Origin of the sequence: Butyrivibrio sp. VCB2001, assembly GCF_000423965.1 — a bacterium.
GTDB lineage: Bacteria > Bacillota > Clostridia > Lachnospirales > Lachnospiraceae > Butyrivibrio.
The window spans coordinates 17459-36158 of the sequence record NZ_AUIZ01000015.1 but is presented as its reverse complement, the minus strand read 5'-3'; the positions used below and the strand labels follow the sequence as shown (position 1 = coordinate 36158).

Sequence of the window (18700 nt, the reverse complement as noted above, 5' to 3'; positions counted from 1 at the left end):
AATGAGTTTTTATAAAAAATACGGCATTCACCATATTCTTTACCATTTTACCATATATTGTGCACTTCTTAAAATAAAATTTAATTTAGCACAATCTTGTTCTGGATCTTTGATACGTCTTCAATATGATGACATGCAACAAAGTGTCCACTGCTAACCTCTTTAAACTCAGGCATTGAAGCAGCACAAGCCTCATCAGCATAAGGACATCTGGTTCTGAAAGGACATCCGGAAGGAGCATTAAGAGGACTTGGTATATCACCTGAAAGGACAATACGCTTGTTAGCTCTTGCGATCTTAGGATCCGGAATAGGTACAGATGATATAAGTGACTTGCTGTAAGGATGCATAGGATTGTCATAGATCTCATTTGCATCAGCAAGCTCAACCATCTTACCAAGGTACATAACAGCAATTCTGTCACTGATATGTCTTACAACCAGAAGGTCATGGGCGATGAACAGATATGTAAGCCCAAGCTTGTCCTGGAGTTCGTCAAACATATTGATAACCTGAGCCTGGATTGAAACGTCCAGAGCAGATACAGGCTCGTCACAGACGATGAATTCAGGGTTAACTGCAAGTGCTCTTGCGATACCGATACGCTGTCTCTGTCCGCCGGAGAACTCGTGAGCATATCTTGATGCATGCTCTGAGTTAAGTCCTACGTAATTCATGAGCTCAAGGATTCTCTCTCTTCTCTCCTCTTTGGAGCTGCAGAGATTATGTACATCCAAAGGCTCACCGATAATATCGGATACTGTCATTCTTGGGTTCAATGATGAATATGGATCCTGGAAAACCATGGTGGCTTTCTTTCTGAACTCATGAATGTCTTCTTTTGTCTTTATAAGTTTGCCATCGTACCAGATCTCTCCGTCAGTGGGCTTATAGAGGTTTAAGATGGTACGTCCTACTGTGGTCTTACCACAGCCTGACTCACCAACAAGTCCAAGTGTCTCACCTTTTTTGATGGTAAAAGACACATCGTCAACTGCCTTAAGGGGCTTACTCTTAAAGAATCCTACGTTTACATTGAAGTATTCCTTAAGGTGCTTTATTTCAACAAGGTTCTTATTCTCGCTCATGCTTTTTCACCGCCTTCCATCTGCTTTTTAACATTCATCCAGCAGCCTGCCGCATGATCGTCATTAATCTGCATACGCTCTGCTCTCTCGCGAAGGCAGATCTTCATGGCATTATCGCATCTTGGTGCAAAAGGACATCCCTTAGGCATATTCAGAAGGTCGATAGGAGTTCCTGTGATAGGCTCAAGCTTCTCACCGTCATTGCCCTCTGTAGGGATAGAACGAAGAAGTCCCTTTGTATACTCATGACAAGGATTGTAGAAAATCTCATCAGCTGTTCCCTGCTCGCAGATTGAACCTGCGTACATAACGATAACCTCGTCACACATCTGAGCTACAACACCAAGGTCGTGAGTGATCATGATGATAGCCATTCCAAGCTCTTCCTGAAGTGACTTCATAAGATCAAGGATCTGTGCCTGGATGGTAACATCAAGAGCTGTTGTAGGCTCATCCGCAATAAGGATATCAGGTTCGCAGGCAAGAGCCATAGCGATCATAACACGCTGTCTCATACCGCCTGAGAACTCATGTGGGTACTGATTCATTCTCTTTTCAGGCTCATTTACATTAACGAGCCTTAGCATCTCAATAGCTCTTTCACGAGCCTGTTCTTTATTTCTGTCTGTATGGAGCAGAATAGCCTCCATTAGCTGATGACCAATTGTATAAGTAGGATTAAGTGATGTCATGGGATCCTGGAAAATGATTGAAACCTTATTTCCACGAACTGTCTTCATGACCTTCTCACCGGCGCCAACAAGCTCCTGTCCGTCGAGCTTGATCGATCCGGATACGATCTTACCGGTTCCAGCCAGAATCTGCATGATTGAATATGCAGTAACTGACTTACCACTTCCGGACTCTCCTACGATTCCCAGGACCTTACCTCTGTCCAGGTTAAAAGATATACCATTAACTGCCTTTACCTCACCTGCATCAGTAAAGAATGAGGTATGCAGATCTCTTACTTCTAATAATCTCATTATTCTTGCCTCCAAATTAAGTATCCAGCTTAGGATCAAATGCGTCGCGAAGTCCGTCACCAAAGAGGTTCAGTGAAAGAACTATCAGCGAAATAACAATTGCGGGAATTATCAGTCTGTATGGATAAGATGAAATTCCGTTCAGCGCATCAGAAGCAAGTGAGCCAAGTGATGGCATAGGCGCATTAACACCAAGTCCGAGGAATGAAAGGTAACTCTCGGTGAAGATAGCGCTTGGGATCTGAAGTGCAGTTGAAATAATGATTACTGAGAAGCAGTTAGGGATGAGGTGCTTTAAGATGATCCATTTACCCTTAGCACCTGCAGCCTCGGCAGCAAGTACATATTCCTGCTCACGCAGTGATAAGATCTGTCCTCTTATAAGTCTCGCCATTGATACCCAGTACAGTACACCAAAGACTATGAACAAACTTATAATGTTCGAACCGATCTTAGCCAGGACCGTTCCGTCCAAGGCTCCTTCCATTACTACCTTAAGTACTGAAGATAATAGGATAACCATCAGCATGTCGGGCAGCGAATAGATTATATCGACTATTCGCATTATGACTAGGTCCACGGCTCCTCCGGCATAACCGGCAACAGAGCCGATGGTCATACCGATAATAAGTACGATAAGGCTGGCAAAGAAACCAACTGCCAGTGAAATACGTGTTCCGTATACAACACGGATGAAGTAGTCACGTCCCTGAGAGTCTGTACCGAAGATGTGAGGTACAACAGACTCACCGGCTTCTATTCTCTTAAGTTCTGACTTACCATACTCGAAAGGTCTAAGATCCTTGAAGCTGTTATCTACAGGCTTACCTGGTGTCATACCAAGCATGCTGTCATAGGAATAGGGCCAGAACATTGGGATAAAGATAGCTGCAAGAGCTATTATTACAATAATAAAGAAGCAAACCGTCGCTACCTTATTCTTAAGAAGTCTCTTTACAGAGTCCTTAAAGAATGTAGATGAGGGACGCATCTGCACCATATATTCTTTTTCTTCGTCGGTCGCAGGAATGAAATCATCCATATTGACCTGTGCACTTAACTTACTGATATCCATTATATTAACTCTCCTTACTCAAGTGTGATTCTCGGATCAACAACCTTGTACATGATGTCACCCACAAGGTTCATGATAACGATTAGTGTTGCAAGCACGATGGTTGTACCCATGATAAGCGGATAGTCACGGCCTGTGATACTGTTTACGAAGGCCCTACCTATTCCGGGAACAGCAAAGATCTGCTCAACGACGAGGGAACCTGTAACGATACCTGCAAGCATCGGTCCGAAATATGTAATAACCGGAATCAGTGAATTCTTAAGTGCGTGTCCAAAGATGATCTTCATACCGGACACACCTTTTGCCTTGGCGGTTCTGATATAATCCTGCCCCAGGACTTCAAGCATTGAAGATCTTGTAAGCCTTGTGATGTAGGCCATTGGGTAAAGGGAAAGCGTAAGAACGGGAAGTACAAGTCCGTTCTTGGATGCTCCGTTCGCCGGGAACCACTTAAGATTTATTGCAAAAGCAATCAGTAAAAGAGATCCCATGATAAATGAAGGCATAGATACGAATGCAGTTGTAATGATCATGATGATCCTGTCGATCAGCTTGTTTCTGCGAAGCGCAGCGACTGATCCAAGGACTACTCCGCTGGCAAGCGCAATTAAAGCAGCGATGAGACCCAGCTTGGCAGAAGTCTTCATTCCGTCAAATATGATGTCATTAACGCTTCTACCCTTCTGCTTAAGCGATGGTCCAAAATCAAATTTGGTAACTACATCAGAAAGATATGTAAGGTACTGAACTCCAAGAGGCTTATCCAGTCCGTACTTGGCTTCCATAGCCTTCATGACCGATTCACTTACGGCCTTCTCACCGATGAATGGACCACCGGGAACTGCATGCATTACAAAGAAGGTAACAGTGATAACTACCCAAACTGTAACTATTGCAAGCAGGATTCTCTTTACAATGTACATTAGTGTCTTAGTATTCATAGCATCTCCAACCTGTTAATAATAGTATTACCGGCCAATAAAATATTTATCCCCACAAAGCGTTGCAACTTCAACGTGCTAAATCGCTAAATTATGACAAAATAAATGCAATCACATACTTGCCCGTACGTCATTGCACTGAAGATAAATCTCCTATTTAACACGCTTCTAAAACGAAACGTGCAAGCCTTGTTTAGTGTAGAATTTATATTACTTTATGTCAAGTATTTGACCTTAAAATCGCTACAACTAATTAATATAAATCAAGAAAACCGCCCCAAAAGACACTTGTCTTTGTGGGGCGGACATTTTCGTCAAATAATCTTTATCAGGATTACGCGAAGATGTTCATGGCTTTCTGCTCATCATCTCTCATCTTCTGCGCCAGAAGTGTATTCTGATAGGTATCCATTAGCTCTTTTTGCTTGGCTTCTATAACAGCTCTCATGGAATTGTCTTCTTCCTTGTCCATCTGATATCCATTGAGCTCCATAGCTGCGTGAGAATTGTAAGAAAGAGCATGCTCTACTCCGTTAGTCTGAGCTCCGGCATTTGATCTGTTCTTGGTAACAGCCTCAAGCGCTTTGTCTATCTTGCTCATATCAAAGTCGTCCTTGGTAACATCGTAGTCATCAATGCCAAGAGCCTTGGTAGTGCTGTTGTAAGTAGAAACATTTACCAGTGAACCGTTTGAATCGGTTGCAACCTTAAGATCTCCTGCGTTTCCGCTAAGCAAATTTTTCTCATTGTATTTAGCCTGATTGGCTGTGTCATTTATGCCCTGCAGGTATTGCTTTACCTGAGACTGAATTGACTCCTTATCATCGTCAGATAAAGTTGCGTTCTTTGCTTTAACTGAAAGTTCTTTAATATTCTGAAGATAATCGGTAATGCCTTCCATGGCTCCGTCTTCAATGTTAAGGACAGACCTGGCAGATTCGAGATTTTCTCTGCCTACTTCAAGTCCTCTTACCTGAGTATCTGTCTTTTCCTGAATAGCAAGTTCAGATGCTCCCTGAGAAGCCTTTGAAATCCGGCCACCATTTGAAATGACGGAATACGCTGAGTAGTTACTGTACCCTGAAATTGCTGAAATGCTACTCATAGTGCCTCCTTCTTGTGAAACAAAAATAAACTACTCCCATCTACCATAATACTATTTCACCGTCCATAAAAAAGGAATACCAAAAATGGCTTATTTTAGGCAAAAATGAAACATTATTACGCCTCAAACGGTCATAAATTGAAAAGAAAATACGTTTATTTTTGTTTTAATTTTACGTTATATTTCTTTTAGAGTTCTGACATAATTTGGCAAAATTTAACGGTTATTATAATCTCATCAGAAGGAAACTTCTGAACCCCCAACAATACTTTTTTTCATACACGGGTTGTCTAGTTCCCCACTAGACAACCCCTCCTCCCAAAAAAATACCACCTGCATAGGCAGGTGGTTTTCTTATGTTCATAATCAAATCCTTATTTCTCCCTGCTGTGTCAGAAGGGATGTGTTATCCACGCTTTCAATCTTGTTAAGGCTCTTCAAAAGCTCTTTTTCCTGAGTGGTCCTTACTTCAATTATCATATCCAGACCATTCTTCTTAAGGTTCCTGGACTTAACCTTATACCCCTTTGAATAATTTGAAACAGAATTGATAATATCATCCTCTCCCTCGGGATCGCTGCTGTTCACAATAAGAACATAGGGCTTTCTGTTTGTGGGGATGAACTGAAGCAGTAAAAGACCTATTGTTACCATCAGGGCTACTACAATTGCCAGCTCAAAAAGTCCCGCTCCGCAGATTATTCCCTCTCCTATAGACCAGAACAGGAACAAAAGATCCATTGTATCCTTGATGGCTGTTCTGAAGCGGACGATGGAAAGAGCTCCCACCATACCCAGAGAAATAACGATGCTGGACTGCATTGCTATGATAATGCCTGCGGTTATCACAGAGATCATCGCCATTGAAATGTGGTAATTCTTACTGTAGATCGAGGTTCTGTTGATCAGCTTATAAATAAGGTAAATATACAATCCAATAACAAATGTGATAGCCAGAATAGAGATCATCTGACTTACGGGAATATCATTTGCCGAAAAGCCTTCCAATACTGATTTTTTGATCGCATCCTGAAAACTCATAATATATCTCCATTTCCTCCTTTAATCTGTCTGGCGAAGTAATACTTGGAAAAGGCTGTTTTTTGCAAAGAGCCAAAATCCACTATCTTTCTGATATAATCCGGAAGCAGCTCGTCATACTTGACTTCCAGTATGTGTGCGCCGGTCTCCATAGTAGGAATAGCATGTATATTTCTGTCAAAAAAACTTTTAACGTTCCCCGATACTCCGATGTTCTTATCAAAGGTTATCCTGACGTTACCGTTTTTTTCAACAAAGGCTTCTCTCTCATACTCCACGATATTCACCGGATGAAGGAGCCTTGAATTCATGCTTGCAAACACCTTTCGGAAAAGAAATCCATCCTCATTAAGCAGATATCTGGAAGAAAGGTGCGCCTGTGCCATAGATGGATGCTCAATTAGACCTTTTACGGTCTCCTTGGATATCCTTGCAGATTCCTTGTGTGTAAAACCGCTCTTTTTGGTCTTTTCCTCAAGCCTTATAAAGCCATCGTCTGCGTTGTAGGAGCGGATCCTGACCTTTGATCTGTCATCGATTCCGGACTCAATCTCATATACAGAGCTATCTGACTTGTCATCAAAGTAAATGCTCCTGATGAGGTAGCTTCCATTAATGCTATGGGCATCTCTGATCATCAGATCCTTCAGGCGCTCTCTCAAATATGCAATTTGATCCTCATAGACGATATATTTGTCTTCTACTCTATAATACATCAGTCAAGCCATTCTCCGTTTAAAAAGACCGTTCTTTGGTTAATGAAGCCCTCAAGTTTTTGATACTCCTTAATATCTCCTGCGCTGTATCCCCACTCTTTGTACATGTCTGCCCATCTTATGCTGTCCATGGCAGCTGATTTTTCTAAAAGCTCTCTGTACTGTTTGATCCCGCTCTCTGTCAGCTCTTTCATGAAGCCCTGAGCACTGTCTTTATAATACTCATGGACAAGTTCATTAAACTCATCATGAGTAAGCATGTTTTTGTAGTAGATGCTGTTGTGCTCTGAGAGATAAAGCTCAGTTATCCCCGTAGGGTCCTCATCTGCATATTCCATCCAACTAAGATAATTGCCAAGGCTCATGTCAAAATCCCATCCCGGGCCTGCGTAGAGCTTGCCATCGACTATGTCCTTATCCTTATAGTAATATGCACTGCTGACTCCACCGTCGTAGTTCTTGATAAGCTCCTCAACAAGATATCTCTTTGCAAAAGAAGACAGATCAATATACTGTCCGTAGGGCTCACTGCCCATGATCTCTTCCTCTGCCTTTTCAAAGAAGTCCGAGATATAGCCAATCTCTTTAACCGTGCAGTATTTGGGAGCAACAACTATATAGTGTTCACCATTACTTGTGGCAAATCCATTGTTAAAGTCGCTATATTCGAGGTTGTACCTGTCGACAAACTCTCTCTCAACCAGATAGCCCCCTGTCACATCTTCAACGCACTCCGGCAGATTCCAGCCCTTCATGGTCTGAGTCTCATAGACGCTGAAGGATTCTGCATTAAGTCTTGAAAAGACCTCTGACTGGAGTTTGTCTATGTCGGTGATATTTATACGCTCTTCTCCAACCTCCATGCTGGCACAGAGATAGTAGTTCCCCATATAATCACCGTTTATATACAGATCTGTAAATCTTCCGGTGGTGGCGTAAGGTATTCCCACAGCCATCTCCAGTCTTCTTGCAATATCATTTCTAATAAGCGTTGCATCGGATGCGTTGGCGATCAGTGCATAGTCCTTGCCACTGCCCATGCCAAGTATTGATGCAGCCTTTGTCATCTTGATCTTAAAGGGCTTTTTATCCCAGGTGTTCCAGGAATAATTACCCCTTCCCTTGATAAAGTCAAGTCCTGAGGAATGATCAGCATTGCCATTCTCATCAACCACCGTGATCTTCCCGGATTCCATGTATTCCTTGTTTGCAAGGATCTTATCAAGGCTTCCGGAATTGGTTGTTATATAGACCGTAGCTATATTCTCGGACTTCATTATCTTGATGTCGTGCTTCTTGGCCTCGGCAGAAAGCTTTATGTCCTGCTCGGAAACATAGCTTGGTAAAAAGAGATAATAGCTTCCCCCTTGCTCAAAGACATTGATCTTGTGTCCATCTACAGTTGCATACATAAAATAGGTCTCGGTAATGTTTTTCTCTTTTCCATCAAAACAACTGATAACGGCAAGTAAAAGCACGCAAATAGCTATCACAAAAGAATAGATAAGAAGACTCTTTCTGCTTTTCATCGCTTTGCCTTCTTTCTCTCCGATATTTCCACAAATATAAGAAGAGATATCCCTATAATGCTAAGCACCACTCCAAGCGAAAGTCCTGAAGATACGTACCTCATCCTGATAGTAACTTCTCCGGCTGCATCTATCGGAATATAGGTCAGGGAATCGTACACAGCAAGAGCCTGTGTTTTCTTACCGTTTGCGGTAATCTTCCAGTTACTCTCATAGGGCACAGTAAGGAAAACACCATCAGCTCCTTCAGGAACCGTAATAGTCATTTCACTCCTGAAGGGTCTTACCTTAACAACGCAGTCCTTAGCTGAAAGCTCCTTGTAAGCAGCCTTTAACGCTGCTTGATCTTCCGTGACAAACAAAGCACTTCCAAAATTTTTATCTTCCTTCTCGCCCTGAACAGTCACCTTAATCTCATCGCCGGCTCTGTGGTTACCAAGGTTTAATATCTTTACGCAGGATGCATTTCCATAGGTAGTTAAAAGCTCATCATTAACAAAAACAGAAAGTCCCTCACGCGCATTGATCAATCCATCCAAGTAAAAATAGAGTTCTCCGTCCAAAGCAGCTCTGACTTTGAAATCATACCTTGGCTTCCCGTCTGCGAAATACACATCACTCTTATCTACTACAGCCGATGTAAAAAGAGAGATCTCTTTTCCCAAAAGTCTTGAATATATGTCCTCCTGAAGCATAAAGGGATTTTTCTTAGGAACACGCTCCATAGATGCCTCAGGTTCATTGTCGTCAGGATCGCATATACCTGAAAGATCAAAATCATTTGTAGAGAGCGCCACTGAAAGCGCATACGGATTCTTGTAAACCTTCTCCCTATCATCAATAAATAGTTCGTACCCCTGATGCACAGGATATGTATCATCTGTGAGGACATACTTTATACCAAGAAGTGAATCCATGGTCTTTGTATTGTCATGCCCATAGTGAGTGTAAAGTCCGTCATCGTTAAAACCAAGCCTCTGAAGAAAATATCTCACATACACAAGTCCTGCGGAACTGTACTGGGTAACACCGTAGTAATTGTACTGAAATGCGTCGTTCTGCTCTCTCGGATTCAGATTTTCCATCCTGTAAAAATTTTCGTCATCATCAAGTGCTTTAACAGTTTCCACTGCATCCTGTGTTCTTGATATAACCTCTTCATATTCCGTAGCAGAGTCACATTTAAGGGATTGCAAATCATAAGTGTTTACAGCATTTGCCGAAAGATCTGCTGCATTTATAAGAAGAAGTAACAGAATAAGTAGATTTACCGCTATTACTTTTCTTTTCAAATACACAAAAGACAGAGACATCAAAACAATTGCATAAACAGCTATTATCCCAAGGTTTACATACCACGTAAGGTTTGTGACATGGTCGTAGTTACCTCTTTTTATAAGCACAAGAAACAGCAGTAAAACAGCGCCGGTTGCAAGTACCTTAATTGGCGAAAGCTCTTTTTCCAAGGAAGAAAAAGCCCTGCAGCTGCAGATGATCATGAGAAAAACGCACATAAAGGCCTGTCTGTAAGGATGACCTGATGGCTCCATTCCTGCGTGCCAGATGACGTTTATGATATCAATTCGGTAAGAGATGGCAAAAACACCAAAAAGTGCCAGAAAGCCGAGTTTTTCCCGCAGCGAAATCTCTTTTGATGCAAAATAAAAGAGAATTAAGAAAAGCGTAAGCACTCCGCAGAAAAGCTGTGGATATCCAAATCTTGCCTCGAGGTAATCATAGGACAGAGTCGGAAGCTTTGAAAATACATCTAAAAGCTTCAAACTGTTACCGGTGAGCTTCATTCCAAGGATTGTGACATCCTTTGGGCTGTCCATGAGTTCGAGGAAAGTCGGAAGCATGATAAGCGCTGAGCAAAGCGCAGATATTAACGCAGAAAAGATCAGCCTTCCAATCTGAACAAACGGATGCTTCTCCTTTCTTACCACAAGATCGATTATGGTCCAGAATACGGTAAAGAAAAGGACCTGATAGGTGATGTAATAGTTAAAAAGAAGCATAAAGAAAAGTGTAAATATATATGGAATCTTACGATCTTCCCTAAAGAGCCTCTCAAGGCTCCAGATATAAAGCGGAAGAAGCATTACCACGTCTATCCACATGAGGTTCATGCTGTGAGCGAAAAGAAAGCCCGAAAAAGCCCAGGAAACAGCCCCTAAATACGCTGCCACATTTCCCGTGTTCGTTGGCAGTATACCTGTAACTTCAGTGATAAATCTCTGAAGGAAAAGGTCCATAATAAAGGCCGCCAGCATCAGCTTAATGCCGATGACAACGGTGATCCCAAGAGGCATTATGCTCCTGTCAAAAAGAGATAAGATAAGAAGAAACGGGCTTGAGAGATAATACGCAAAAAAGCCCAGTGTCCCTGAGCCAAGTGCTGCATTAAATGAATAAAAAACGCTGTTCTCTCCTGCATACACTGTTCGCAGATAAGCATAGTAATCCACATATTGGCGTTTAAGATCAAACATAAGGAATGTCTTTTCCCCGAAGGGAGTTATCCTGCAAACCACCAAAACCGCCAGATACATCACAAAAATACAGGCAGCTGAAATAACAGCGTGATAGATATTCAGTTTATCCTTTTTAATTTTTTCCCCTAACATACCAAATTACATTTTACCATGAATAGCTTTTTTATAGATGGATTTTTTTCTCAAAAAAATCCCCGCCACTTTTGTGACGGGGAATAATCTGCATATTATCAAAGCTTAATTACGATACCATCTTCTGTTCCGGCTATGATATTGCTTGGCTTGCCTGTGAGGTCCTTACCTCCTACAAAGTACTGATACTCATGAAGGATTCGGTCCTTCTGCATTCCTGAGATTGCATTCTTCATATCTCTTGATGCAAGTCCCATATCGCCATATATATCAAGTGAAGAGCTGTCATACTGTCCAAAGGAGATTGCTACGTTCTCAATAGAAGCGTTTTCTCTGGCTGGTACCTCGACGGTGAGGTCAAGTCCCTTTTTCTCCTGTTCCTTCTCCTGCTGAGCCTGTTTGGACTGTGGCTGGAGTTCAGGCTGTGGTGCTACCTGGGGATTATCTTTGACAGGGGGAATATTATATGCATTATAGCCGGATGTAAATGAACCAATATTTAATGCCATAGTATACGCCTCCTTTCAACCTTTTTTAAAACATCCATATCTTATCAATGAATATATCGGACATGTTCCCCAAAAACTTAACCTATTTTAACATAAAAATTTAGGCAATCCCAGCGGCTTTTAAAAGCTGCTTCGTATAATCGGCCTGTGGACTGCGATAGAGCTGCTTTGTCTCGCCATATTCCACTACTCTTCCGTCCTTCATGATCATTACGTGGTCGCTGATCTTATAGACAACTCTCAGATCATGAGATATGAAAATAATGGATATTCCGTGCTTTTTATGGAGATTCTCCAAAAGTTCAAGTATCTGTGCCTGAATTGTAACATCAAGAGCTGAAACCGGCTCATCTGCGATAAGGAGCTTGGGTGATCTCATAAGTGCCATTCCAATGCATACTCTCTGCCTCTGACCACCTGAGAGCTGAGCAGGAAATCTGTCCAGCATACTAAGTGGAAGCTCGATATCCTCCATTACTTCCTTAACTCGTGCTGTGATCTCTTCCTTGGTCCACTGCCTGGACTTATCGACTCTTAAGGGTTCCTCCAAAAGCCAGCCGATCCTCTTGGCCGGATTAAGGGAACTGTAGGGATCCTGGAAAACCATCTGAGGGCTTTTGTACTTCTGCCAGATTTCTCCCGTATAGTCCTTGTTTATTCCGACAATGGCTCTTGCAAGAGTTGACTTACCGCTTCCGGACTCACCGGCTATGGCAAGAACTTCTCCCTCCTGCATGGAAACACTGACATCGTGGAGAGCCTGTATTTTTTTGTTTTTGGAAAAGAGCTTTCGCTTCCTGTTCTTGTAAAAGACATTCAGGTTACTTACTCTTAAAACCTCATCTCTATCCATTTAAATTACCTGTCTCTGTTTAGATCGATCTTTGGTATTGCTGCAATAAGCTTCTTGGTATAGGAATCTCTTGGTCTTGTAAAGACATCTACTGTCTTACCTGACTCAACAATATTCCCCTTCTGCATTACTATTACTCTCTGACATATCTGATTAACAAGGCTGAGGTCATGGGATATAAAGATAATTGACGTTCCCATTTCCTTGTTGAGCTTTTTAAGAAGTTCTACAATCTGTGCCTGTACCGTAACATCCAGGGCTGTAGTGGGCTCATCTGCAATCAATATCTTTGGATTGCCGATCATGGCTGCAGCTATCATAACCCTCTGTCTCATTCCGCCCGAAAGCTCATGTGGGTACATATAGTAAACATCCTCGGCATTATCAAGCCCTACTGCTCTTAGCATCTCGATAGCCCTGTTTTTTCTCTCTTCCTTGGAAACCTCGGGATGGTGGATATAAAGAGGCTCCTCCACCTGCCAGCCGATCCTCTTAACCGGGTTTAAGCTGGTCATGGGCTCCTGGAAGATGATGGATATCTCATCCCCCTGATAGGAACGGAGCGTCTTTCTGTCGCAGGTCAAAAGGTCATTGCCGTCAAACATGATCCTTCCACTCTTTGTAAGGCTCTTTCTGTTAAGAAGCCCTGCGATAGCAAGAGCACTCATACTTTTACCGCTTCCGGACTCGCCTACAATTCCAACGATCTCACCCTTTCCGAGCATGAGGTCAAAGTCCTCAACAGCCACTTCCGGAGATTCATGGTCATGAAATTCTATATGAAGATCGGTTACATCAAGTATTATTTCCATCTGCTGATTCCCTCTCCTAGAAACGCAAATCCCAGAACCATAAGAACAATCACAATACCGGGACACAGAACGTAGCTGGGTGTAGTGAACATGTACTGCTGAGCATCCGAGAGCATCTTACCAAGACTTGCATATGGAGGCTGGGATCCAACTCCCAAATAGCTAAGTCCTGCCTCGGCCAGCACTGCATTGTTAAAGCCTATCATTATTGAAGAAGCCATAACGCCCTTTATATTGGGCAGAATATGGACAAATATCATCCTTAGGTTGGAAACGCCCTGGAGCCTCGCATTTTCAACATAATCCATGTTTCTGCAGCGAAGCACCTCTCCTCTTACAATTCTTGCATAGCTGGGTACAAAGGCTATTCCCAGTGATATAAGAAGCTGCAGCCATCCGGTTCCGAACACGCTGACGATCACCAGTGCCAGAAGGATACTTGGGAAGGCAAAAAGAGCGTCGATGATCCTCATGGTAACCTCATCAAACATTCCTCCGAAATATCCTGTAAGAGCTCCGATAATGGTGCCTACAACAGAACCTATAGCCACTGTTCCTATTGCAATAAGAAGCGTGATCCTACTTCCGTACATAACACGGCTAAGGACATCTCTTCCCATATTATCCGTTCCCATAGGGTGCCTGAGTGAAATACCCTGAAGCTTTTCTGCGGAATTCATGGTTGTAGGATTATAAGGAGTCCAGAACACACCAAGAAGTATCACAAGAACAATGATTCCTGTGATAACGGTTCCCAAAAGCAGGTACGGATTATTTTTGAAATTTTTCTGAAGCTCTTTCTTTGCCTTACTCATCCTCAAGACCTATCCTTGGATCAACAATGCGGTAGATAACATCCACCAGGAAGTTGACCAAAAGTACAATAATGGCAATACCCATAATGATTGCCTCTACAACCGGGTAATCCCTGTTGCTGATACTTGTAAGCAGTATCCTGCTGATGCCCGGAATACTGAAAACCTGCTCTATTACAATACTTCCTGCAACCATATCTGCCAGGGCCATGCCAAGGAACGTAATAACCGGTATCATGGCATTTTTCAGGACGTGTCTGTATAAAACGCCATTGGTTGCATTTCCTCTGCTGTAAGCAGTTCTTGCGTAATCCTTGCCTGCCTCATCAATAAGGCTGCCCCTTAGCATCTTGACCGTCATAGATATCTTGGGTAGCGCTATTGCAAGGGACGGGAAAAAGAGATATTGCAGGAATTTACCGAAATTAGCTGTATATGAAACGAAGCCTCCGGGGGTAAAAAGTCTGAATATCATACCAAAGATAAAGGTTATGAGTATTCCTGAAAAGAACGGCGGAATGGCCATGATGACCTGATTTATCACAATGATGATCCTGTCCAGGACACCATTTTCATGCTTGGCCGTAAATATCCCCAGTGGAATTGATATCAAAATCGTTAACAAGAATGCAATTATCGCCATAGTAAGGGTAATCGGGATCTTACTGATAATCATGCCCTTAACCGGCACCTTGTAATTGTAGGAGGTTCCAAAATCCCCCTGTATAAAAGAAACAAACCATCTACCGTATCTTACAAGCAGCGGATCGTTTAGTCCCATCTGCTGTCTTGTCTGTTCAACAAGCTCCGGAGAAGCCTCCGTGCCCAGCATTCTCAGGGCCGGATCTCCCGGAATAACATTAAAGGCGAGGAAAACACATATAGATACCACCAATAAAGTAACTATCATCATTCCTAGCTTTTTAATGATGTATTTCATATGCGTTCCTCGCCTATCTAAGTCTTTAAAACTTATATATTACTGATCTGCAAGCTTGATCTTGCTAATGTCCTGTACATAAAGAGGATAGAATACATATCCTGTGTACTTCTTGTTCAGAGCAACAAACTCAGGAAGGTCCTGAATATATACGCTTGCTGCTTCCTCAGAAAGGATCTTCTCACATTCCTTGTAGTACTCTGTCTTTGCTGCGTCATCAGATGTGCTCTGTGCATTTGCATAAGCCTCATCATAAGCAGGGCTGTTGAAGTTTACAAAGTTTCTTCCTGCATCTGATGCATATCTTGCAAGAAGTGATGATGCTGAAAGTGTTGAAGCATCAACTCCGACTACTGTTGCCTGATACTTTCTGTCTGAGTAAACATCTGAAAGCCATGTGTTCCACTCAACTTCCTGGATGTTTGCTGTAACACCGATTGCCTTGAGCTCCTCTGAAATAACCTGAGCTGTATCTACATGCTGTGTGTAGTTTGAAGGCACTGTGATAGTAAACTCGAATCCGTCGGGATATCCGGCCTCTGCCAAAAGCTCTTTTGCCTTAGCTGCGTCTGTGTTGTAGGTGTCATTGAGCTCAGGCATGAAGTACTTGGTAAATGAAGGGAACATAGCACTTCCGATCTCTGTGCCTGCTCCATCAGATACATAATCCATGATCTCCTGAGGGTTAATTGCGTAGCAGAGAGCCTGACGAACTCTTACGTCATCAAAAGGCTTCTCGGCATTGTTGATATACATTGCCTGTACCAGATTCATGGTTCCCTCGTAGATCTCAAACTGATCATCGAGCTGTGAAACCTGTGTGCTGGTGATACGGGCATACATATCGATTGAACCGCCCTTAAGGTCCATAACAACTGCATCTGAGTTAGCCTCAATCTTGAAAGTCACGTCCTTAATGAACGCCTTGTCTCCCCAGTAATCATCAAACCTTGTTACAACAAAGTTCTCCTGAGGTGAGCTGGACACATACTTGTATGGTCCTGTACCGATGCAGTTTGTAGCCGGGTCTGTGTTTGATGCGGGGATAATAGCTACTGTGAGCTGAGTTAAGAACTCAGAATCCTCCTCATTCAAAACAACCTCTACTGTCTTGTCGTCAACAATATTTACGCTTGCGATCTTGGAAAAAGAAGAGATCAGGGGCTCACTTCCGTCTACGCCCATGTTACGTTCCAAAGAATATTTGATATCCTCTACTGTAACTGCGTTTCCGTCGTGGAACTTGATTCCGTCTCTCAAGGTGAAAGTGTAAGTCTTGTTGTCATCTGAGATCGTGTACTGGCTGGCTACAGCAGGGTTAAGATTACCATTTTCGTCAGGTTTGACCAAACCTTCGAATACGTTGAAAAGCACCTCTTTAGTTCCTGCCCCTGTTGCATAGTGGGGGTCAAGACTGTCAATGTCCTGAGGTATTCCGATTGTAATCTTAGAAGAATCATCTCCTGCCTTGTCGCTTGAGCATCCGCCCAATGCAATAGTCAGCGTTGTGAGCACGATCAGCAAAAAGCTTACGCTAACCTTTCTAAAGCTTTTTCTCATCATGTTCATAATCCTCCTCGATATTTAATTACGAGATATGGCACTTATCCATATCACATTCTACAATATAAAGCCCACACCCCCAAAAGTCAAGGAATAAAAAAGCCCCGGAGAATGTCCGGGGCGATAGGATCAGTGATCTTTCAGAAGTGGAGTGTTCTTGTCTGTGGTGTCGGTGATGGTGCCTTCTGCTTCCTTCTTGAGGACGGTCTTGAGCTCGTCCATGAAGGTATTGACATCCTTAAACTCTCTGTAAACCGAAGCGAAACGAACGTAGGCAACGGGATCGAGGTTCTTCATCTTGTCCATAACGATCTCACCGATAGCACGGCTAGGAATCTCCTTCTGCTCCATATTAAATACTTCTGTCTCCACAGCATCAACGATCTTGGTGATCTGCTCTGCACTGACAGGTCTCTTATGGCAGGCTCTGAATACGCCGGCCTCAATCTTGGCGCGGTCATAAGGTTCTCTGACATCGCCCTTCTTAATTACGATAAGCGGAATAGTTTCGACCTTCTCATAAGTTGTGAAGCGCTTACCACATGAATCGCAGACTCTTCTGCGTCTGATGGAAGTGTTCTCGTCTGCAGGCCTTGAATCAATTACTCTTGTGTCGTCTTTCCCACAAAATGGGCATTTCATAAGTTTCCCTCCGTATATAGTATTTAAACTATTTCACTCCACAAATTATTGTAGCATGGTTTTCCGCTTATTTCCACACAATATTGCAATTAAGCGAAAAAAAGCCCTCTGCATAAGCAGAGGGCATCGCATTTTTCATTATTTTCTCTGTAAGAAATCAGGTATCTTAAGAGATTTAGGCTCTACAGTACTTGTGATATTGGTAGGCCTGTTCAGTGAAAGAGGTCTTGTAGCTGATGATGTAGCCGGCTGATTGTCTGAAGCAGGTGTTCCAATAGGTGTGATTGTAGGCTGTACAGGAGTGATAGGAGTAACAACAGGCTGAACTGTAGGAGTAGGTGTTACTGTAGCTGTATTTGTCTGTGTAGCTACTGTCTGTGCTGCCTTAGCTGCTGCATTCTGAGCCTCAACTACTGCCTGGTTGTTAGTGTTGTTGATCTTATCCTCAATACCTGTAGCAATAACTGTTACAGTACATGTATCTGTCTTGCTCTCGTCATACATAGCACCGAAGATAACATTCACATTATCTCCTGCCAGCTGACGAACATACTCTGATGCATCGGATGCATCTGTAAGAGTGATATCACCGGAGATGTTGATGATAACATCTGTAGCACCGTTAACCTTGGTCTCAAGAAGTGGTGACTCAACAGCCATCTTAACAGCGTCTGTTGCCTTGTCATCGCCCTTTCCGCTACCGATACCGATGTGGGCAATACCCTTATCCTTCATGACTGTAGATACATCAGCAAAGTCAAGATTGATAACTGCAGGAACATTGATAAGATCAGTGATTCCCTGTACTGCCTGCTGAAGAACTTCATCAGCCTTCTTAAGTGCGTCAGGCATTGTAGTACGTCTGTCAACAATCTGAAGAAGCTTATCATTAGGGATAACGATAAGTGTATCTACGTTTGTTCTGATATTGGAAATACCAAGCATAGCATTCTGCATACGAACACGAGCCTCGAAACTGAAAGGCTTGGTTACTACGCCGACTGTAAGGATTCCCATGTCCTTAGCAAGCTTAGCTACAACAGGAGCTGCTCCGGTACCTGTTCCGCCACCCATACCACAGGTGACAAATACCATATCTGCTCCCTTAAGTGCTGCAGAAATCTCTTCTGCACTCTCTTCAGCTGCCTTCTGACCAATCTCAGGCTTAGCGCCCGCTCCAAGACCTTTGGTGAGCTTCTCACCAATCTGCAAAAGCTTAGGTGCCTTGCAGAGCTGAAGCGCCTGTTTATCTGTATTTATACCGATAAATTCAACACCGGTAATATTTTCATCTACCATTCTATTAACAGCATTATTTCCTGCACCGCCAACCCCAACGACGATTATTTTGCAGGCATTTTCTGCTTCGTTAGACTTAATCTCCAGCAAAACAACTCCTCCTTCATCTACCTCATAGACTCCTAATAGCTATGATATAATTTTTTAAACCAATTA

The 18700-nt window shown here is 42.8% G+C and carries 17 protein-coding genes; all 17 read right to left on the bottom strand.

What is annotated here, in order from left to right; all coding sequences use genetic code 11:
• Positions 1–80 precede the first annotated feature (80 nt).
• The 17 genes from G589_RS0113035 to ftsZ all read right to left on the bottom strand — a co-directional run bounded on the left by G589_RS0113035 (position 81) and on the right by ftsZ (position 18634).
• Positions 81–1088, bottom strand: a complete 1008-nt coding sequence (locus G589_RS0113035; protein ID WP_022768981.1) for an ABC transporter ATP-binding protein — start codon at positions 1086–1088, stop codon at positions 81–83.
• The gene (locus tag G589_RS0113030) at positions 1085–2074 is read right to left on the bottom strand and encodes an ABC transporter ATP-binding protein (protein ID WP_022768979.1); all 990 of its coding nucleotides are present in this window, start codon (positions 2072–2074) and stop codon (positions 1085–1087) included. Before G589_RS0113030 ends, G589_RS0113035 begins: the two co-directional genes overlap by 4 nt.
• Positions 2075–2090: 16 nt before the next feature.
• Positions 2091–3149 (bottom strand): ABC transporter permease, encoded by a 1059-nt coding sequence (locus tag G589_RS0113025; RefSeq protein WP_022765462.1) that lies wholly within the window; start codon positions 3147–3149, stop codon positions 2091–2093.
• Between the two features lie 14 nt (positions 3150–3163).
• Entirely contained in the window at positions 3164–4093 is a 930-nt protein-coding gene (locus G589_RS0113020) for an ABC transporter permease (RefSeq protein ID WP_022768976.1), read from the bottom strand.
• Positions 4094–4427: 334 nt separating this feature from the next.
• Positions 4428–5198 (bottom strand): flagellin, encoded by a 771-nt coding sequence (locus G589_RS0113015; RefSeq protein WP_026522448.1) that lies wholly within the window; start codon positions 5196–5198, stop codon positions 4428–4430.
• Between the two features lie 366 nt (positions 5199–5564).
• On the bottom strand, positions 5565–6239 hold the full coding sequence (locus G589_RS0113010) for a DUF4956 domain-containing protein (RefSeq protein WP_026522447.1): 675 nt from the start codon (positions 6237–6239) through the stop codon (positions 5565–5567).
• Positions 6236–6955 carry a polyphosphate polymerase domain-containing protein gene (locus G589_RS0113005; protein WP_035776093.1) on the bottom strand — a complete coding sequence of 240 codons (720 nt, stop codon included), beginning with the start codon at positions 6953–6955 and terminating at the stop codon, positions 6236–6238. Before G589_RS0113005 ends, G589_RS0113010 begins: the two co-directional genes overlap by 4 nt.
• Positions 6955–8484, bottom strand: coding sequence for a CotH kinase family protein (locus G589_RS0113000; protein WP_026522445.1), 1530 nt, complete (start codon positions 8482–8484; stop codon positions 6955–6957). Before G589_RS0113000 ends, G589_RS0113005 begins: the two co-directional genes overlap by 1 nt.
• Positions 8481–11111: a YfhO family protein gene (locus tag G589_RS0112995; RefSeq protein WP_081669047.1), complete on the bottom strand. Its 2631-nt coding sequence runs from the start codon at positions 11109–11111 to the stop codon at positions 8481–8483. Before G589_RS0112995 ends, G589_RS0113000 begins: the two co-directional genes overlap by 4 nt.
• Positions 11112–11209: 98 nt before the next feature.
• Positions 11210–11620 carry a hypothetical protein gene (locus G589_RS0112990; RefSeq protein ID WP_026522443.1) on the bottom strand — a complete coding sequence of 137 codons (411 nt, stop codon included), beginning with the start codon at positions 11618–11620 and terminating at the stop codon, positions 11210–11212.
• 100 nt (positions 11621–11720) lie between these two features.
• Positions 11721–12473 carry an ABC transporter ATP-binding protein gene (locus G589_RS0112985; protein ID WP_026522442.1) on the bottom strand — a complete coding sequence of 251 codons (753 nt, stop codon included), beginning with the start codon at positions 12471–12473 and terminating at the stop codon, positions 11721–11723.
• 5 nt (positions 12474–12478) lie between these two features.
• Positions 12479–13285, bottom strand: coding sequence for an ABC transporter ATP-binding protein (locus G589_RS19945; protein WP_051192379.1), 807 nt, complete (start codon positions 13283–13285; stop codon positions 12479–12481).
• Positions 13276–14100 carry an ABC transporter permease gene (locus tag G589_RS0112975; RefSeq protein WP_051192378.1) on the bottom strand — a complete coding sequence of 275 codons (825 nt, stop codon included), beginning with the start codon at positions 14098–14100 and terminating at the stop codon, positions 13276–13278. Before G589_RS0112975 ends, G589_RS19945 begins: the two co-directional genes overlap by 10 nt.
• Positions 14093–15040, bottom strand: coding sequence for an ABC transporter permease (locus G589_RS0112970; RefSeq protein WP_022768969.1), 948 nt, complete (start codon positions 15038–15040; stop codon positions 14093–14095). Before G589_RS0112970 ends, G589_RS0112975 begins: the two co-directional genes overlap by 8 nt.
• A 39-nt stretch (positions 15041–15079) precedes the next feature.
• On the bottom strand, positions 15080–16603 hold the full coding sequence (locus G589_RS0112965; protein ID WP_026522441.1) for an ABC transporter substrate-binding protein: 1524 nt from the start codon (positions 16601–16603) through the stop codon (positions 15080–15082).
• Between the two features lie 129 nt (positions 16604–16732).
• Positions 16733–17245 (bottom strand): transcriptional regulator NrdR, encoded by a 513-nt coding sequence (nrdR, locus tag G589_RS0112960; protein ID WP_022765473.1) that lies wholly within the window; start codon positions 17243–17245, stop codon positions 16733–16735.
• A gap of 138 nt (positions 17246–17383) precedes the next feature.
• Positions 17384–18634 (bottom strand): cell division protein FtsZ, encoded by a 1251-nt coding sequence (gene ftsZ / locus G589_RS0112955; protein ID WP_026522440.1) that lies wholly within the window; start codon positions 18632–18634, stop codon positions 17384–17386.
• Positions 18635–18700: the final 66 nt, after the last annotated feature.

Excerpts from the sequence above, each read along its gene's own strand:
- G589_RS0113035 (WP_022768981.1), bottom strand. The coding sequence starts at position 1,088 with ATGAGCGAGAATAAGAACCTTGTTGAAATAAAGCACCTTAAGGAATAC.
- G589_RS0113030 (WP_022768979.1), bottom strand. The coding sequence starts at position 2,074 with ATGAGATTATTAGAAGTAAGAGATCTGCATACCTCATTCTTTACTGAT.
- G589_RS0113025 (WP_022765462.1), bottom strand. The coding sequence starts at position 3,149 with ATGGATATCAGTAAGTTAAGTGCACAGGTCAATATGGATGATTTCATT.
- G589_RS0113020 (WP_022768976.1), bottom strand. The coding sequence starts at position 4,093 with ATGAATACTAAGACACTAATGTACATTGTAAAGAGAATCCTGCTTGCA.
- G589_RS0113015 (WP_026522448.1), bottom strand. The coding sequence starts at position 5,198 with ATGAGTAGCATTTCAGCAATTTCAGGGTACAGTAACTACTCAGCGTAT.
- G589_RS0113010 (WP_026522447.1), bottom strand. The coding sequence starts at position 6,239 with ATGAGTTTTCAGGATGCGATCAAAAAATCAGTATTGGAAGGCTTTTCG.
- G589_RS0113005 (WP_035776093.1), bottom strand. The coding sequence starts at position 6,955 with ATGTATTATAGAGTAGAAGACAAATATATCGTCTATGAGGATCAAATT.
- G589_RS0113000 (WP_026522445.1), bottom strand. The coding sequence starts at position 8,484 with ATGAAAAGCAGAAAGAGTCTTCTTATCTATTCTTTTGTGATAGCTATT.
- G589_RS0112995 (WP_081669047.1), bottom strand. The coding sequence starts at position 11,111 with ATGTTAGGGGAAAAAATTAAAAAGGATAAACTGAATATCTATCACGCT.
- G589_RS0112990 (WP_026522443.1), bottom strand. The coding sequence starts at position 11,620 with ATGGCATTAAATATTGGTTCATTTACATCCGGCTATAATGCATATAAT.
- G589_RS0112985 (WP_026522442.1), bottom strand. The coding sequence starts at position 12,473 with ATGGATAGAGATGAGGTTTTAAGAGTAAGTAACCTGAATGTCTTTTAC.
- G589_RS19945 (WP_051192379.1), bottom strand. The coding sequence starts at position 13,285 with ATGGAAATAATACTTGATGTAACCGATCTTCATATAGAATTTCATGAC.
- G589_RS0112975 (WP_051192378.1), bottom strand. The coding sequence starts at position 14,100 with ATGAGTAAGGCAAAGAAAGAGCTTCAGAAAAATTTCAAAAATAATCCG.
- G589_RS0112970 (WP_022768969.1), bottom strand. The coding sequence starts at position 15,040 with ATGAAATACATCATTAAAAAGCTAGGAATGATGATAGTTACTTTATTG.
- G589_RS0112965 (WP_026522441.1), bottom strand. The coding sequence starts at position 16,603 with ATGATGAGAAAAAGCTTTAGAAAGGTTAGCGTAAGCTTTTTGCTGATC.
- nrdR (WP_022765473.1), bottom strand. The coding sequence starts at position 17,245 with ATGAAATGCCCATTTTGTGGGAAAGACGACACAAGAGTAATTGATTCA.